Source organism: Cedecea sp. B1(4), assembly GCF_059414925.1.
Genome location: NZ_JCAHMZ010000004.1, coordinates 83,272 through 98,586, shown reverse-complemented (window position 1 = coordinate 98,586; position 15,315 = coordinate 83,272). Strand labels below are relative to the sequence as shown.

The 15,315-nt window shown below is 56.0% G+C and carries 13 protein-coding genes; 8 read left to right on the top strand and 5 right to left on the bottom strand.

Going from position 1 to position 15,315, the window contains the following annotated elements; all coding sequences use genetic code 11:
* Nucleotides 1-16 precede the first annotated feature (16 nt).
* The 3 genes from ACR6JA_RS10090 to upp form a co-directional block, all read right to left on the bottom strand.
* Nucleotides 17-718: a DnaA inactivator Hda gene (locus ACR6JA_RS10090; RefSeq protein WP_213715630.1), complete on the bottom strand. Its 702-nt coding sequence runs from the start codon at nucleotides 716-718 to the stop codon at nucleotides 17-19.
* Between the two features lie 97 nt (nucleotides 719-815).
* Nucleotides 816-2,102 (bottom strand): uracil permease, encoded by a 1,287-nt coding sequence (gene uraA, locus ACR6JA_RS10085; protein WP_039296041.1) that lies wholly within the window; start codon nucleotides 2,100-2,102, stop codon nucleotides 816-818.
* Between the two features lie 85 nt (nucleotides 2,103-2,187).
* On the bottom strand, nucleotides 2,188-2,814 hold the full coding sequence (gene upp / locus ACR6JA_RS10080; protein WP_008459367.1) for a uracil phosphoribosyltransferase: 627 nt from the start codon (nucleotides 2,812-2,814) through the stop codon (nucleotides 2,188-2,190).
* 223 nt (nucleotides 2,815-3,037) lie between these two features.
* On the opposite strand from upp, the gene purM reads away from it, so the two are divergent.
* The 4 genes from purM (at nucleotide 3,038) to ppx (ending at nucleotide 8,512) form a co-directional block, all read left to right on the top strand.
* Nucleotides 3,038-4,075: a phosphoribosylformylglycinamidine cyclo-ligase gene (purM, locus tag ACR6JA_RS10075; RefSeq protein WP_166871772.1), complete on the top strand. Its 1,038-nt coding sequence runs from the start codon at nucleotides 3,038-3,040 to the stop codon at nucleotides 4,073-4,075.
* Nucleotides 4,075-4,713 (top strand): phosphoribosylglycinamide formyltransferase, encoded by a 639-nt coding sequence (purN, locus tag ACR6JA_RS10070; protein ID WP_494492670.1) that lies wholly within the window; start codon nucleotides 4,075-4,077, stop codon nucleotides 4,711-4,713. Before purM ends, purN begins: the two co-directional genes overlap by 1 nt.
* A gap of 173 nt (nucleotides 4,714-4,886) precedes the next feature.
* Nucleotides 4,887-6,947, top strand: coding sequence for a polyphosphate kinase 1 (gene ppk1, locus ACR6JA_RS10065; RefSeq protein ID WP_494492669.1), 2,061 nt, complete (start codon nucleotides 4,887-4,889; stop codon nucleotides 6,945-6,947).
* A gap of 23 nt (nucleotides 6,948-6,970) precedes the next feature.
* The gene (gene ppx / locus ACR6JA_RS10060) at nucleotides 6,971-8,512 is read left to right on the top strand and encodes an exopolyphosphatase (RefSeq protein WP_008459374.1); all 1,542 of its coding nucleotides are present in this window, start codon (nucleotides 6,971-6,973) and stop codon (nucleotides 8,510-8,512) included.
* 1 nt (nucleotide 8,513) lies between these two features.
* On the opposite strand, the gene ACR6JA_RS10055 is transcribed toward ppx, so the two are convergent.
* Nucleotides 8,514-10,775: an EAL domain-containing protein gene (locus ACR6JA_RS10055; RefSeq protein WP_494492668.1), complete on the bottom strand. Its 2,262-nt coding sequence runs from the start codon at nucleotides 10,773-10,775 to the stop codon at nucleotides 8,514-8,516.
* Nucleotides 10,776-11,131: 356 nt separating this feature from the next.
* On the opposite strand from ACR6JA_RS10055, the gene ACR6JA_RS10050 reads away from it, so the two are divergent.
* The 4 genes from ACR6JA_RS10050 (at nucleotide 11,132) to ACR6JA_RS10035 (ending at nucleotide 13,850) form a co-directional block, all read left to right on the top strand.
* Nucleotides 11,132-11,305, top strand: coding sequence for a YfgG family protein (locus ACR6JA_RS10050; RefSeq protein WP_034809523.1), 174 nt, complete (start codon nucleotides 11,132-11,134; stop codon nucleotides 11,303-11,305).
* 146 nt (nucleotides 11,306-11,451) lie between these two features.
* Complete coding sequence (locus tag ACR6JA_RS10045) at nucleotides 11,452-11,871, top strand: VOC family protein (protein ID WP_008459377.1); 420 nt, start codon at nucleotides 11,452-11,454, stop codon at nucleotides 11,869-11,871.
* A 187-nt stretch (nucleotides 11,872-12,058) separates the two neighbouring features.
* A complete protein-coding gene (locus ACR6JA_RS10040; RefSeq protein WP_213715578.1) occupies nucleotides 12,059-13,060 on the top strand; it encodes a fatty acid desaturase in 1,002 nt (333 codons plus the stop codon).
* Complete coding sequence (locus ACR6JA_RS10035; RefSeq protein ID WP_213715577.1) at nucleotides 13,053-13,850, top strand: phosphate/phosphite/phosphonate ABC transporter substrate-binding protein; 798 nt, start codon at nucleotides 13,053-13,055, stop codon at nucleotides 13,848-13,850. Before ACR6JA_RS10040 ends, ACR6JA_RS10035 begins: the two co-directional genes overlap by 8 nt.
* Nucleotides 13,851-13,971: 121 nt before the next feature.
* On the opposite strand, the gene ACR6JA_RS10030 is transcribed toward ACR6JA_RS10035, so the two are convergent.
* On the bottom strand, nucleotides 13,972-15,303 hold the full coding sequence (locus ACR6JA_RS10030) for an NtaA/DmoA family FMN-dependent monooxygenase (protein WP_494492667.1): 1,332 nt from the start codon (nucleotides 15,301-15,303) through the stop codon (nucleotides 13,972-13,974).
* Nucleotides 15,304-15,315: the final 12 nt, after the last annotated feature.

The window sequence follows — 15,315 nt, the reverse complement described above, 5'->3', positions numbered from 1 at the left end:
CAGCGGACGGGGAAAACTACAGGCTGAGGATCTCTTTAACGAACGGAATAGTGAGTTTGCGCTGGGCGGTAATCGAGGCGTGATCGAGCTGATCGAGCGTCATAAACAGGGTTCGCATTTCGCGATCGAGGCGTTTTAACAGGAAACGCCCCACGTCTTCCGGCAGCTCAAACCCCCGCAACCGGGAGCGCAGCTGCAGCGCCTGCAGCTTGTCGTCATCGGAAAGCGGCTGCAGCTTGTAGATTTGTCCCCAATCGAGGCGGGAAGCCAGGTCAGGCAACTGCAGGTTGAGCTGGCGAGGCGGCCTGTCACCTGTGATCAGCAGGCGCGTTTTCCCGGATTCCAGAATGCGATTATAAAGATTGAAGATCGCCATTTCCCACGGCTCATCCCCGGCCACGCATTCGATATTGTCGATGCAAACCAGCGACAGCTGCTCCATCCCGTCGAGCACTTCCGGCACAAACCAGGTGCGCTTATCCAGCGGCACATAGCCCACGGCTTCACCGCGCTGGGAAAGCTCTGCGCAGGCCGCATGCAGCAAATGGCTGCGCCCGCCGCCTTCACGCGACCAGAAATAGATGTACCCGCTGTGATCCTGACGGAGTACCGCCTGCAGGGCGGCTAATAAAGAAGGGTTGTCACCCGGCCAGAAACTCGCAAAGGTTTCGTCGTCGGGAAGATAGAGTGGCAGTGAGAGCTGTGCCGGCGTATTCAGAAGTACCTCAACCATAACAGGCAGAAAATCGAAACGAGTCTAACACAGAATGGCTGAGGTTTAGAACCGGGCGAGGATCCGCCCGGTGAGGAAACGATCAGGCCTGCGCGTCGTTGTCTTTCGCGTCAAGCACGACTTCTTCCGGGCGCAGTATGCTGATAAGTTTGAAAATAAGGCTCAGGCCCACGCCGACGATGGTCGCCAGCGCCATGCCTTTCAGCTCTGCCGCACCAATGTGCACTTTCGCCCCGCTCACCCCGATGATCAGGATCACGGAGGTCAGGATCAGGTTTTGCGCTTTGCTGTAATCCACTTTGGATTCGATCAGCACGCGAATACCGGAGGCGCCGATCACTCCGTACAGCAACAGAGAAACACCGCCCATCACCGGCACCGGAATGATTTGAATCGCCGCCGCCAGTTTGCCGACGCAGGAAAGCAGAATGGCGATAATTGCCGCACCGCCGATAACCCAGGTCGAGTACACGCGGGTGATCGCCATGACGCCGATGTTTTCACCGTAGGTGGTGTTTGGCGTGGAGCCGAAGAAGCCGGAGAACACGGTTGAAATGCCGTTGGCAAACATCGAACGGTGCAGGCCCGGGTCGCGAATCAGGTCTTTTTTCACGATATTCGCGGTAACCACAAGGTGGCCCACGTGTTCGGCAATAACCACCAGCGCAGCAGGCAGAATGGTGAAGATAGCGAACCATTCAAAGCGAGGCGTATAGAAGGTTGGCAGCGCGAACCAGTGCGCTTCGCGGATTGGTGTCACGTCTACCACGCCCATGGCGAAGGAGAGCGCGTAACCCGCCAGCACGCCGATGAGAATCGGGATAATGGCCATAAAACCACGGAACAGCACGGAACCAAACACCGTGACCGCCAGCGTCACCAGCGAGATAATAATGGTGGTGGAATCCGGGGATGCACCCTCCGCAGGCAACAGCCCTGCCATGTTAGCCGCCACGCCCGCCAGCTCAAGGCCGATAACCGCAACAATCGCGCCCATCGCCGCCGGAGGGAACATCACGTCCAGCCAGCCGGTACCGGCTTTTTTCACAATCAGCGCCACGATGCAGAACAGCACGCCGCACATAATAAATCCGCCGAGGGCTACTTCATACCCCAACGGCAGCAGCAGTAATACCGGAGAGATAAACGCGAAGCTGGACCCGAGATAAGCCGGGATTTTGCCTTTACAGATGAACAGGTAAAGCAAGGTGCCGATGCCGTTAAACAGCAGCACCGTAGCCGGGTTGATGTGGAACAAAATTGGCACCAGCACGGTTGCGCCGAACATGGCGAACAGATGCTGCAGGCTCAACGGAATCGTTTGCAGTAAGGGCGGGCGTTCACTTACCCCAATGGCGCGGCGGGTCATGTTGTTTTCCTCTAAGTGTTATTTTTAACGAACGGTGTTTGCTGCAATCAAAAAAAAGCCGACTTTCAAAGTCGGCTGATGAATCTTATTTGGTTCCGAATATCTTATCGCCCGCATCACCGAGGCCGGGAATAATGTACCCGTGCTCGTTGAGGCCCTGATCGATAGAAGCGGTGTACAGCTCCACGTCCGGGTGCGCTTTTTCCAGCGCGGCGATGCCTTCCGGCGCGGCAACCAGCACCAGTACCTTAATGCTGGTACAGCCCGCCTTTTTCAGCAGGTCGATGGTGGCAATCATAGAGCCGCCGGTCGCCAGCATCGGGTCAACCACCAGCGCCATACGTTCTTCTATATTAGAAACCAGCTTCTGGAAGTAAGGCACCGGCTGCAGGGTTTCTTCATCGCGGTAAACGCCAACGACGCTGATACGCGCGCTTGGCACGTTTTCTAGTACGCCTTCCATCATGCCAAGGCCAGCACGCAGAATCGGCACAACGGTAATTTTCTTGCCTTTGATCTGGTCGACTTCCACCGGGCCGTTCCAGCCTTCGATGGTGACTTTCTCGGTTTCCAGATCCGCAGTGGCTTCATAGGTAAGCAGGCTGCCTACTTCAGAGGCGAGTTCACGAAAGCGCTTGGTGCTGATGTCTTGCTCGCGCATCAGGCCCAGCTTGTGTTTGACGAGTGGGTGTTTCACTTCCACGATCTTCATACTCTTTCTCCCCCGAGATAGTTGGCTACCACAAAAAAAATCGCCGGATTATACCGCTTTTTTGCCGCTGCGCTACAGCTAATGGGATGATCGAGATCAACCGGACTGGATTGAGTCTATCTCAGGAATTCTTTTCTTGCCGATGATAAGAGGCTCGCAAACGTTTGCCTGCACTGTTAGAATTGCCGCGTTTTTCTTATATACCACCCGTGGGGAACGAGCAGTGACCGATAAAACCTCTCTCAGCTATAAAGATGCCGGTGTAGATATTGATGCTGGTAACGCTCTGGTCGACAGAATTAAAGGCGTAGTGAAAAAGACCCGCCGCCCGGAAGTGATGGGTGGCCTGGGCGGTTTCGGTGCGCTGTGCGCGTTGCCTCAGAAATATCGCGAACCGGTTCTGGTTTCCGGCACCGACGGTGTGGGGACCAAGCTGCGTCTGGCAATGGATTTAAAACGCCACGATGCGATCGGCATTGACCTGGTGGCTATGTGCGTGAACGACCTGGTGGTTCAGGGCGCCGAGCCGCTGTTCTTCCTTGACTACTACGCCACCGGCAAGCTGGACGTGGACACCGCCGCAAGCGTCATCACCGGCATCGCCGAAGGCTGCCTGCAATCAGGCTGCTCGCTGGTTGGCGGTGAAACTGCTGAAATGCCGGGCATGTACCACGGGGAAGACTACGACGTGGCCGGGTTCTGCGTCGGCGTGGTTGAGAAATCGGAAATCATCGACGGGTCTAAAGTTGCCGATGGCGATGTCCTGATTGCACTGGGTTCAAGCGGCCCGCACTCCAACGGCTACTCGCTGGTGCGCAAAGTGCTGGAAGTGAGCGGCACCGACCCGCTGACCACCGAACTGGAAGGGAAACCGCTGGCGGATCACCTACTCGAGCCAACCCGCATTTACGTGAAAAACATCCTTGAGCTGATTGAAAACGTGGATGTTCACGCCATCGCCCACCTGACCGGCGGCGGCTTCTGGGAAAACATTCCGCGCGTACTGCCGGACAACACCCAGGCCGTTATCACCGAATCTTCCTGGCAGTGGCCAGCCGTCTTCAACTGGCTGCAGCAGGCCGGTAATATCAGCCGCCACGAAATGTACCGCACCTTTAACTGCGGCGTGGGCATGGTCATTGCGCTGCCGGCGGCAGAAGCGGATAAAGCCGTTGCGCTGATGCAGGCCAAAGGTGAAAAGGCGTGGAAAATCGGTATCATCAAGGCATCTGATTCCGAAGAGCGCGTGGTTATTGAGTAATGAAACACATTGTGGTGCTGATTTCCGGTAACGGAAGCAATCTGCAGGCGATCATTGACGCCTGCCAGCAGAAGAAGATTAACGGCACCATCAGCGCGGTGTTCAGCAATAAGGCCGACGCATTCGGCCTTGAGCGAGCCCGCGAAGCCGGGATCCCGACCCACGCGCTGGCGGCAAGCGAGTTTTCCAGCCGCGAGGCGTTCGATCGCCAACTGATGCAGGAGATCGACGCCTACGCGCCGGACGTCGTGGTGCTGGCGGGTTATATGCGTATTCTCAGCCCCGCCTTTGTGGCGCGCTACAGCGGTCGCTTACTCAACATTCACCCTTCCTTGCTGCCGAAATATCCCGGCCTGCATACCCACCGACAGGTGCTGGAAAACGGCGATGAAGAGCACGGCACTTCCGTGCATTTTGTCACTGACGAACTGGACGGCGGCCCGGTCATTTTGCAGTCCAAAGTGCCTGTATTTGAAGGGGATGATGAGGACGAAATCACCGCCCGAGTTCAGCATCAGGAACACGCGATTTACCCGCTGGTCGTGAGCTGGTTCCTCGACGACCGCCTAAAAATGCGCCAAAACGCCGCCTGGCTTGATGGCGTGCAGCTGCCCCCGCAGGGACATGCAGCAGAATAATTTAACTAAAAAGGGCTTCGGCCCTTTTTTTGTGTCTGTCTCTCATAAAGTTGTCATGGTCAGATGAGAGAGTTTCATCTGCATAGTTGGACATTCTCCGCTAAAGCTCGCCATAATAACTGACGTGACGGTGACGGCATTGCCACGTCCACGAAAACGGAGTGTGAGGACTAATGGGTCAGGATAAGCTGTATATCGAAAAAGAACTGAGCTGGTTGTCTTTTAACGAACGCGTTCTGCAGGAAGCGGCGGACAAGCTCAACCCGTTGATTGAAAGGATGCGTTTTCTCGGCATCTATTCCAATAACCTCGATGAATTCTATAAAGTGCGTTTCGCCGAACTGAAGCGCCGCATTTTAATCAGTGAAGAACAGGGTTCTCCTTCCAACCAGCGCCATCTGCTGAACAAGATTCAGGCTCGGGTGCTGAAGGCCGATCAGGAATTTGACAGCCTGTATAACGAGCTGCTGCTGGAGATGGCCCGCAACCAAATCTTCCTGATTAACGAACGTCAGCTTTCCGAAAATCAGCAAAACTGGCTGCGCAGCTACTTCAAGCATCAGCTTCGCCCGCACATCACCCCGATTTTGATCAACCGCGATACCGACCTGGTGCAGTTCCTGAAGGACGATTACACCTACCTGGCGGTGGAAATCATTCGTGGGGACAGCATTCGCTACGCGCTGCTGGAGATCCCGTCTGACAAAGTGCCGCGGTTTGTGAACCTGCCGCCGGAAGCGCCACGTCGCCGCAAGCCGATGATCCTGCTGGATAACATCCTGCGCTATTGCCTGGACGAGATCTTCAAAGGGTTCTTCGACTACGACGCGCTCAACGCCTATTCAATGAAGATGACGCGTGACGCCGAGTACGACCTGGTCACCGAAATGGAATCCAGCCTGCTGGAACTGATGTCCTCCAGCCTGAAACAGCGCCTGACCGCCGAGCCGGTGCGCTTTGTTTATCAGCGCGATATGCCGGACGCGATGGTGGAGATGCTGCGCGACAAGCTGACCATTTCCAACTATGACTCGATCATTCCCGGCGGGCGCTACCACAACTTCAAAGACTTTATTGGCTTCCCGAACGTCGGGAAAGCGAACCTGGTGAACAAGCCGCTGCCGCGCCTGCGCCACATCTGGTTCGATAAATTCCGTAACGGCTTCGACGCCATTCGCGAGCGCGACGTCCTGCTTTATTACCCGTACCACACCTTCGAACACGTCCTTGAACTGCTGCGCCAGGCCTCCTTCGACCCGAGCGTGCTGGCGATTAAAATCAATATTTACCGCGTGGCAAAAGACTCGCGCATTATTGATTCGATGATCCACGCCGCGCATAACGGCAAGAAAGTGACCGTAGTGGTGGAGCTGCAGGCGCGTTTCGACGAAGAAGCGAATATCCACTGGGCGAAGCGCCTTACCGAGGCGGGCGTCCACGTTATCTTCTCCGCGCCGGGGCTGAAAATTCACGCCAAGCTGTTCCTGATCTCACGTATGGAAGGCGAAGAGATTGTGCGTTATGCGCACATCGGGACCGGTAACTTTAACGAGAAAACTGCCCGTCTCTACACGGACTATTCCCTGTTAACCGCCGATGCGCGCATCACCAACGAAGTGCGTCGCGTGTTTAACTTTATCGAAAACCCGTATCGCCCGGTGACCTTCGACTATCTGCTGGTGTCGCCACAGAACTCGCGTCGCCTGCTGTACGATTTGGTGGATCGCGAAATCAAAAATGCCCAGAACGGGCAGCCTGCCGGGATCACGCTGAAGCTGAACAATCTGGTAGACAAAGGCCTGGTGGACAGACTGTATGCAGCGTCCAGCGCGGGCGTGAAGGTGAACCTGCTGATACGCGGCATGTGTTCACTGATTCCAGAACTCGATGGGATCAGCGATAATATCCGTGTGCTGAGTATCGTTGACCGCTACCTCGAGCACGACCGGGTCTATATTTTTGAAAACGGCGGCGATAAAAAAGTCTTCCTCTCGTCAGCCGACTGGATGACCCGTAACATCGACTACCGCATTGAAGTGGCCGTCCCGGTCCTCGATCCGCGCCTAAAGCAGCGTATGCTTGATATCATTGATATCCAGCTGAACGACACGGTGAAAGCGCGCATCATCGACAAAGAACTGAGTAATCGCTATGTGTCGCGCGGCAACCGCCGGAAAGTGCGTTCGCAACTTGCGATCTACGATTATATTAAAACTCTGGAACAACCTGACTAACGCTCTCAGGCGAAGATAAAATTATGCCGATATCAAACCATGCTCCACGGCCGCAGGAATTTGCTGCGGTCGACCTCGGCTCGAACAGCTTCCACATGGTCATTGCCCGTGTGGTGGATGGCGCCATGCAAATCATTGGCCGCCTGAAGCAGCGCGTGCACCTCGCGGATGGCCTCGGGCCCGATAACAAATTAAGCGAGGAGGCCATGGAGCGTGGGCTCTCCTGCCTGGCGCTGTTTGCCGAACGCCTGCAGGGATTTGCAGCAGACAACGTGTGCATTGTGGGCACCCACTCGCTTCGCGAGGCCACCAATGCCGCCGAGTTTCTGAAACGCGCGGAGAAAGTGATCCCCTACCCGATCGAAATCATTCCCGGGAACGAAGAAGCCCGTCTGATTTTTATGGGCGTGGAACACACTCAGCCGGAGAAAGGCCGCAAGCTGGTGATTGATATCGGCGGGGGTTCCACCGAACTGGTGATCGGCGAGGATTTTGAGCCGATGCTGGTGGAAAGCCGCCGTATGGGCTGCGTCAGCTTCGCACAAAACTTCTTCCCCGGCGGCGTCATCAGCCCGGAAAACTTCAAGCGCGCCCGCATGGCGGCTATCCAAAAACTGGAAACCCTTGCCTGGCAATATCGCCTGCAGGGCTGGAAAGTCGCGATGGGCGCCTCTGGCTCCATTAAAGCGGCGCATGAAGTGCTGATCGAGATGGGCGAAAAAGACGGGATGATCACCCCGGAACGCCTGGACATGCTCCAGCAGGAAGTGCTGAAGTTTAAAACCTTCGACGCCCTGAGCCTGCCGGGCCTGTCCGAAGAGCGTAAAGCGGTGTTTGTGCCTGGGCTGGCCATTCTGTGCGGCGTGTTTGATGCGCTCGCCATCCGCGAGCTGCGCCTGTCTGACGGTGCGCTGCGGGAAGGCGTGCTGTACGAAATGGAAGGCCGCTTCCGCCATCAAGATATTCGCATTCGCACCGCGCAAAGCCTGGCGGAGCAGTACCACATCGACAGCGATCAGGCTCGTCGGGTACTGGAAACCGTTGAACTGCTGTACCAGCAGTGGGAAAAACAGAACCACAAGCTGGCTAACCCGCAGATGGCCGCGCTGCTGAAGTGGGCCGCGATGCTGCATGAAGTCGGGCTTGGCATCAACCACAGCGGGATGCACCGCCACTCGGCCTACATTCTGCAAAACAGCAACCTGCCGGGCTTCAACCAGGAGCAGCAGGTGCTGATGGCTTCCCTGGTGCGCTACCACCGCAAGGCCATTAAGCTGGACGATCTCCCGCGCTTCACGCTGTTTAAAAAGAAACAGTTCCTGCCGCTGATTCAGCTGATTCGTCTGGCCACGCTGCTGAATAACCAGCGCCAGGCGACAACCACCCCGCCGACGCTGGTGCTGGAAACCGACGACAACCACTGGACGCTGCGCTTCCCGCACGACTGGTTCAGCCAGAACACGCTGGTTCAGCTGGATTTGGAGCGTGAACAGCTGTATTGGGAAAGCATGACCGGCTGGAAGCTGACCATCGAAGAAGAGGCCGAAGCGGCGCTCTCCGCCTGATTTACTCCATCAGCCCCCTGACGTCTTCCGGCGCAGAGGGGCTTTGTTCTTCTACAAGGCTCTCCAGCGGCTGAGGGCGACCAATCAAATATCCCTGCACATAATCTATGCCCATCGCCCGGACGGCATCTTTCAGCGCCTGCGTTTCGACATATTCCGCCACAACCTGCATCTTCTTCATTCTTGCCAGCTGGCATATCGAGCTCACCACCTGGTAATCCAGGCTGCTGGTTAAAATATTGCGGATAAAGCTGCCGTCAATTTTAAGGATGTCGGCGCTCAGCTCTTTCAGACGCGCATAGCTGGCATAGCCTGTGCCAAAGTCGTCGATGGCCACCCGGCAACCCATACGCTGCAGCATCTTCAACGTTACATTGGCCTGTTCAAGGTTGGTTAAAGAGTGACTTTCTGTCACTTCAAAAACCAGCTGCCACGGCTCAATACGGTACTTTGTCAGCAAATGCTGCACATCCCCCGGAAGCTGGGCCTGGCACACCGAAGCGGGCGTCAGGTTAATGGCGAGCCTGCAGCCCGGCAAACTGTCGCGGTGCTTATCCATAAACTGCAGGGCGGCATTCAGCACCCAGCGGTCAATGCGGGATGAAAGCCCAAATTCATGGGCGACGGGCAAAAAGATATCCGGTGACAGCAGTTCGCCTTTATCGCCGCGCATCCGCAGCAGCACCTCGTAGTAGGCGTCACCCCGTAACCCTTCAATACGCTGCGCCATCAGCACAAACAGGTCCTGATCGAGCGCATGCTGGAGGCGGTTCATCATTTCAACTTTTCGTTTGACCGCATTCTGAATGTGATTGGAGCCTTTTTGCTGCAGGCTTTCGGGCTGTTGCGTAGAGAGCGATACCCCGGCCATGGTGCTTAGCTCGCCGAGCAATAAGTAGAGATGAGACACCGGGTGGCGCACAAAGCAATAGCTGATGCCGATTTGCGGCTGCAGCGGCATCCCATCCCACATAAAGCGGAACCGTCGGGCATGGGCGTACAGAGACTCAATTTTAGCCTGATGAGATTCATAATTGAGGCGCAGGGCGAGATCGTGCCCGGAAAGGTTGTACACCCTCTCCCCGGGCGACAGCTGGCCGCGCAAATATTCCGCCAGCTGCTGTTTGTATTGAATGCGCAGCAAAACGCCGTAGTTTCGCCCCAGAAGCTCCAGCTCGGGAATCGACACAAATCCCAGCGCGGACCAGGGCGTGTTCCCGAGGTCGCGAGATAACGCGCGTAGATTCGGCATCTGCATCATTGGGTCGATGAACGCCACGCGGCGTGCTTTATAGTGCAAGAAGCGCTGTCGGGTGGTCACCGCCGCCATTAAATAGATGGTGATGGAGAACACCGCGTAGCAGGACGACGCAATGGCCAAATGCAGCTGAAAGCCCATATCCGGCGGCAGGTAATTATGGAACCCGCCGCAGAGAATAATCAGCACCATGGTCCAGGCGTTGGTAATAAACAAGAAGCCGAAACGCATCGCCCCCCACAGCATAACGGGCAGAATAAGCGTCAGCGTGTAATCGGTATTAAAAATAGTTTTGTTTTGGCTAATCGGGTACAGCAGCAGCCAAATAAGCAGGCCAACGAGCGCTGCCCAGAGCAGCATTTCACTTCGCGTCACGCCCTTCTGCCGCTGTCCCCGCATGCGGGACCAGAAGCTTTTGATAAAGCGCGGGTGCACTATCATTCTTAAAATAAAATAGAAGAACGGCAGCCCGGTTAATCCCCCTACCAGCACGGCCTGGAAATTAATTAATGTCCTGGCGCTCCACGGCGTGGCGGACAGAATAGAAAAGCTGCGATCGTACCAGCCTAAAAATAACGCCATCTCGTAGAACACCAGAAATAACCCGGCGTTAACCAGCACCAGCCAAAACATACGCTGAGCGGTGAGCTGAATCAGGCCGAAGGTCACCGCGCTGCGTCGCGGCGCAAAATAGCGGTAGCAGCACGAACTGACCGTAATCGGCACGATAAAGTGCAGGACGGCGAGCAACGAAACCCCCCCCCCTTCTGAGGGCAGATAGCGAATCAGCAATGCCAGAACAATGCCCGGAATAGCCGCGCGCCCAAACAGTACGATGCAGGCGGTTAGCAGCGGGAGCGACATGTAAAGCAGGAAAACTCGCCCGCCATCCAGTACCGTCTGCGCGTTAAACGTTGCCACCAGGGGCAGCAGCAGGCTGGGGAGAATCAGGGGCAGTGCCCACCATTTACTTTTTGATTGTTTATACCAGCTAGCCAGTTGCATACATCTTCGCCAAAATCCCTGTTCCTCTTCGGGTATCTCCCGGATATCCTTTCCGGTTCGTTACGGCCCATCTTCCGTCACTGCGGGGGACAAATTTTAGTTCGCTAACATTAAGAACAATTGATGCATATCAGTATCAGTTCAATGAATCACCGCTGAGGTAAAATTCAGACTGAATATGATTCATATTAGTTCACAACAAATTCACCTCATGAATGAAATGCCCATGAATCATTCATTCAGGCCGTTTTTACATGATGAATAATTGACCTGAGTGGTTCTGTGTGACTAAATAGCCCCGTCGCCCGCATCGCCGGGCCAATCTTAAGGACCCCTGCGTGACACAGGTTACGACTATGCAAAGACGAAACCGTTTTAATAATCGCATGACCCGCATTATTCTGCTCATCAGTTTTCTGTTCTTTTTTGGTCGCTTTATTTATTCCTCCATCGGAGCCTGGTACCACCATCAGGATAAAAAAGCAGAAACCCAACAAAGCAGCCAGCAGGTGGACAGCGCTAACCGCTAGTCCGTCGGTTCCCCCTCGCGCTCTTTTAGTTTCCTACCACTTGTTCAAAAATGCTCAAGCGTCTCGTTTGCTGGCCCCTCGCCTTGACCTAAAGTTAACTTGAGGTTGTAAAGTCACGCCATCAAAAACAGCTGAATGGGCACACTATGGAACAGATTGATGTCGGCTTTACCCACGTCGCATTTATGGTGAAGGATCTGGATAAAAGCGTCGATTTCTACCTCCGCTATACCGCAATGAAAGTGATTCACCAGCGCGAACCCAACCTGCCGGACGCACGCAAAGTGGCCTGGCTAAGCGATCGCACCCGGCCTTTTGCGCTGGTTCTGGTACAGGCAGACAACAACACCGACACGCCGCTAGGGAATTTTGGTCACCTGGGCGTGGCCTGCGCAACCAAAGAAGAAATTGATCGCAAGACGGAAATGGCGAGAGCCGAAGGTGTGCTGCGCAGAGAACCAGAGCAGCTTGGCGACCCGGTGGGTTACTTCGTGTTCTTTGCCGATCCGGACGGTAACACGCTTGAACTCTCCTACGGCCAGCGGGTTGGCATTGAGTCAATGTAAAGCCTGCAGGGCGGCCAAAAGTCGCCCTTTTCTGCCTTGATGCCGCTACGCACCTCTGCCTTTATTCTCTCTTTCCGCTAAAGCATTTTATGTTCTAAGCATAGCTATTTATATTCCTATGGGCTTTAGCGGCGACGATTTACTCTCTGCTCAAATCAACGATTAATTGCGGGCAGTGATAAGTTAAATGAGTGGCAGAGCGTCGGTCTATTTACATGAAGAACAACGGGAATTTGTCAGTAAACTGCGGCGTTCGTGGCTGTGGCGCACGGAGCTGCCCACCTGGCTGCTGATTATCACGATTTACGGCGGCTGGTTTGCCACCGTGGCGTGGTGGAAAACCATTGGCCTCTTCCCGGCTACGCTGCTGCTCATCTGGTTAGCCACCTGGTATATGTCGCTGCAGCATGAGCTTTTACACGGCCACCCGACGCGCTTCCCGCGCCTGAACCAGCTGTTCGGGCTGATCCCTTTTTCTCTCTGGTATCCGTACGGCACTTATCGCGATCTGCATCTGAAACATCACCAGGATGAAGATCTGACCGTGCCGGAAACTGACCCGGAAAGTTACTACTTTACCCGCCGTCGCTGGCAGCATTTTAGCGGCGTTCAGCGCTTGCTGGTCCGCCTGCGTAACACCTTCCCAGGTCGGCTGCTGCTGACGCCGGTGCTAACCATGCGCTGGACGGTGGTCAATATTTGGGAAACTTTCCGCAGCGGTAATCGCCCGGCGATGGCAATGTGGACGGTACATCTGCTGCTGCTTATCCCGGTGCTCGGCTGGCTGGTGAAGCATGATTTCTCGGTGGTTTACTACCTGCTGGTCGTCACCTGGCCGATGCTGGCGATGACCAAAGTCCGCTCTTTCTTCGAACACCGCGCGGCGGAAGACCCTGAGGCTCGAACGGTGATTAACGAAGCAGGCGTGTTCTGGCGTCTGCTGTTCTTGAATCTGAACTATCACTCAGTGCACCACGATCTCCCCGGCATTCCGTGGTACGGGCTGCCAACCGTTTACCGCGCGTATAAAGAGGAATACCTGCGGCGGAACCAGGGCTTCTTTGTGAACGGTTACGGCGAGCTGATGCGCGAGCATCTGATTAAACCGATCCAGGTGGAAATTAACCCATTCTTCCCGGACGGCCGCCTGGCGCAAGACGCGGTGCCGCAGGAGAAAGCCCATGAGTAAGCTTATCTCGCTGCCGATGTACGACGTGCATCACCCGGATACCGAAGCGCTGTTAGCCGCCTTGCGCCTGCTGCTGAGCGAAGAAGGGCTGGACGGCGACAGTTTGATTTATAGCGAACCCGAAGATCGCCTGAGCCACTGGAAAGACTCGCGGCTGCTGCTCAGCCAGACCTGCGGTTATCCCCTGCGCGCCCTGCTGCCTAACGTGCAGGTCGTCGGTACGTTTCATTATCAGGCAGCAGGCTGCGAAGGGTTTCACTACAGCAGCCAGCTGATTGTTCGTGAAGCCGACGCGGGAAAAACGCTGGCAGATTTCCGGGGAAAGCGCGTCGTCTGCAACAGCGACGACTCCCAGTCCGGCTATCACGGCCTGCGCAGCCTGGTTGCCCCGCTGCAAAAAGACGGGAAGTTCTTCTCAGACATCGCCTTTAGCGGCAGCCACCGCCAGTCGCTGGCGGAGGTGCAGGCCGGCACGAGCGATATTGCCGCCATTGATGCAGTCACTCTCGCGCTGGTTGCTTATCACGAACCGGAACGCGTTGCGGGCCTGGTTTCTATCGGCACAACGGCGCTGGCACCGGGTTTACCGATGATCACCTCGGCGCAAACTTCAGCCGTGGAACTGGCGCAGCTGCGCCGCGCGTTGAAACGGCTGGTGAGCGAGCCTGAGTGGCGAGCCGTGCGCGAAGCACTGCTGATTGAGGATTTTAGAGCGACGCGGCGTGAAGATTATCAGCCGATTAGCGATGCGGCGCAGAAAGCTGCGGCTAGTGGTTTGGTGACGCTTTAGGTTACGGCTTTTTTACCCTCACCCCGACCCTCTCCCAAAGGGAGAGGAGTATTCGTTATTCCTTGCGTTTTTAGCCCCCCTCTCCCCCGTGGGGAGAGGGTTAGAGTGAGAGGCGAACCTGTCACCCACGCTTAAACTGATTCCCCACCGGCGGCAGCCCCAACTTCTCACGCAGCGTACCTGGCCGGTAAGCCTGCTGCATCACCCCGCTCTCTTTCAAAATCGGCGCCACCTGGCCGACAAAATTATCGAAATCCACCGGCAGGAACGGGAACATCAAGTTGTAGCCGTCCACGGCCCCGGCATGAAACGCCTCACTCAGCGTGTCGGCGACTTCCTGCGCCGTGCCAATGACCAGCCAGCTGTCGGAACTTTGAAGCAATAACCGGCCCAGCTCCAGCACCGTCAGGGCGGGATCGTAACCCTTGATGATCTGCAGCGCGGTTCTCAGCCCGTCAAAGCCCTGTTCGTCCGGCAAAGGCGGCAGCGGCGCGTGGCGATCGTATTCCCCCATATCCATCCGCAGATAGGTACTGAGGAGATCCAGCGCCATCTGGTCGTTCATCAGCGTCTGAATCAGCGCCCGGCGCTGCTCCTTTTCTTCCGGCGTGTTCACCACCACCGGCAGCACGCCACCGAGGATCTTAAAATGTTCCGGCTCGCGCCCATTTTCACGCAGACGTTTATCCATATCCTCGCGATAGGCCAGCCCTTTTTCGATGTTGCTCATAAACACAAAATGAATGTCAGCCTGAGCCGCCGCCAGTGCTTTACCGGACTCGGAGGAGCCAGCCTGTACCACAATCGGGTGCCCTTGCGGCGGGCTCGGCACGTTCAGCGGGCCGCGCACCTTAAAGAATTCACCTGCGTGGTTGAGCGGATGTACGCGCTCAGGATCGGCAAAATAGCCGCTTTGCTTATCGATCAGCACGGCTTCCTCTTCCCAGGAATCCCACAGTTTTCTTACCACTGCGATAAACTCGGCGGCGCGCTCGTAACGCCTGCCGTGCTCTGGCAGGGTATCCAGCCCATAGTTGGCCGCTTCTTCTGGCAGCCAGGATGTGACAACGTTCCAGCTCGCTCGCCCCCCGCTCAAATGGTCAAGCGAGGCAAAATAGCGCGCCAGATTATAAGGTTCGGTGTAGGACGTTGAAGCCGTCGCCATCAGGCCGATGTTTTCGGTCACCGCCGACAGCGCAGCCAGCAGGGTGATTGGCTCAAGCCGCGGGTTAGCGTAATGCGGCACTCCGCTCGGCACCGTGTCCCAAATAGCGACATGGTCGGCGATAAAAATGTTATCCAGCGCGGCGGCTTCGGCCCTGCGCGCCAGGTCGGCGTAATACTTCAGGGTAAAAATCTCTTTGCCCGGTGCCTTCGGATGGCGCCAGGAAAAGCGATAATCGCCCTGCGGGTTGAAGAAGAACAGGTTAAAAATGGCGGTAGCTTGCGACATGGCGGGATACTC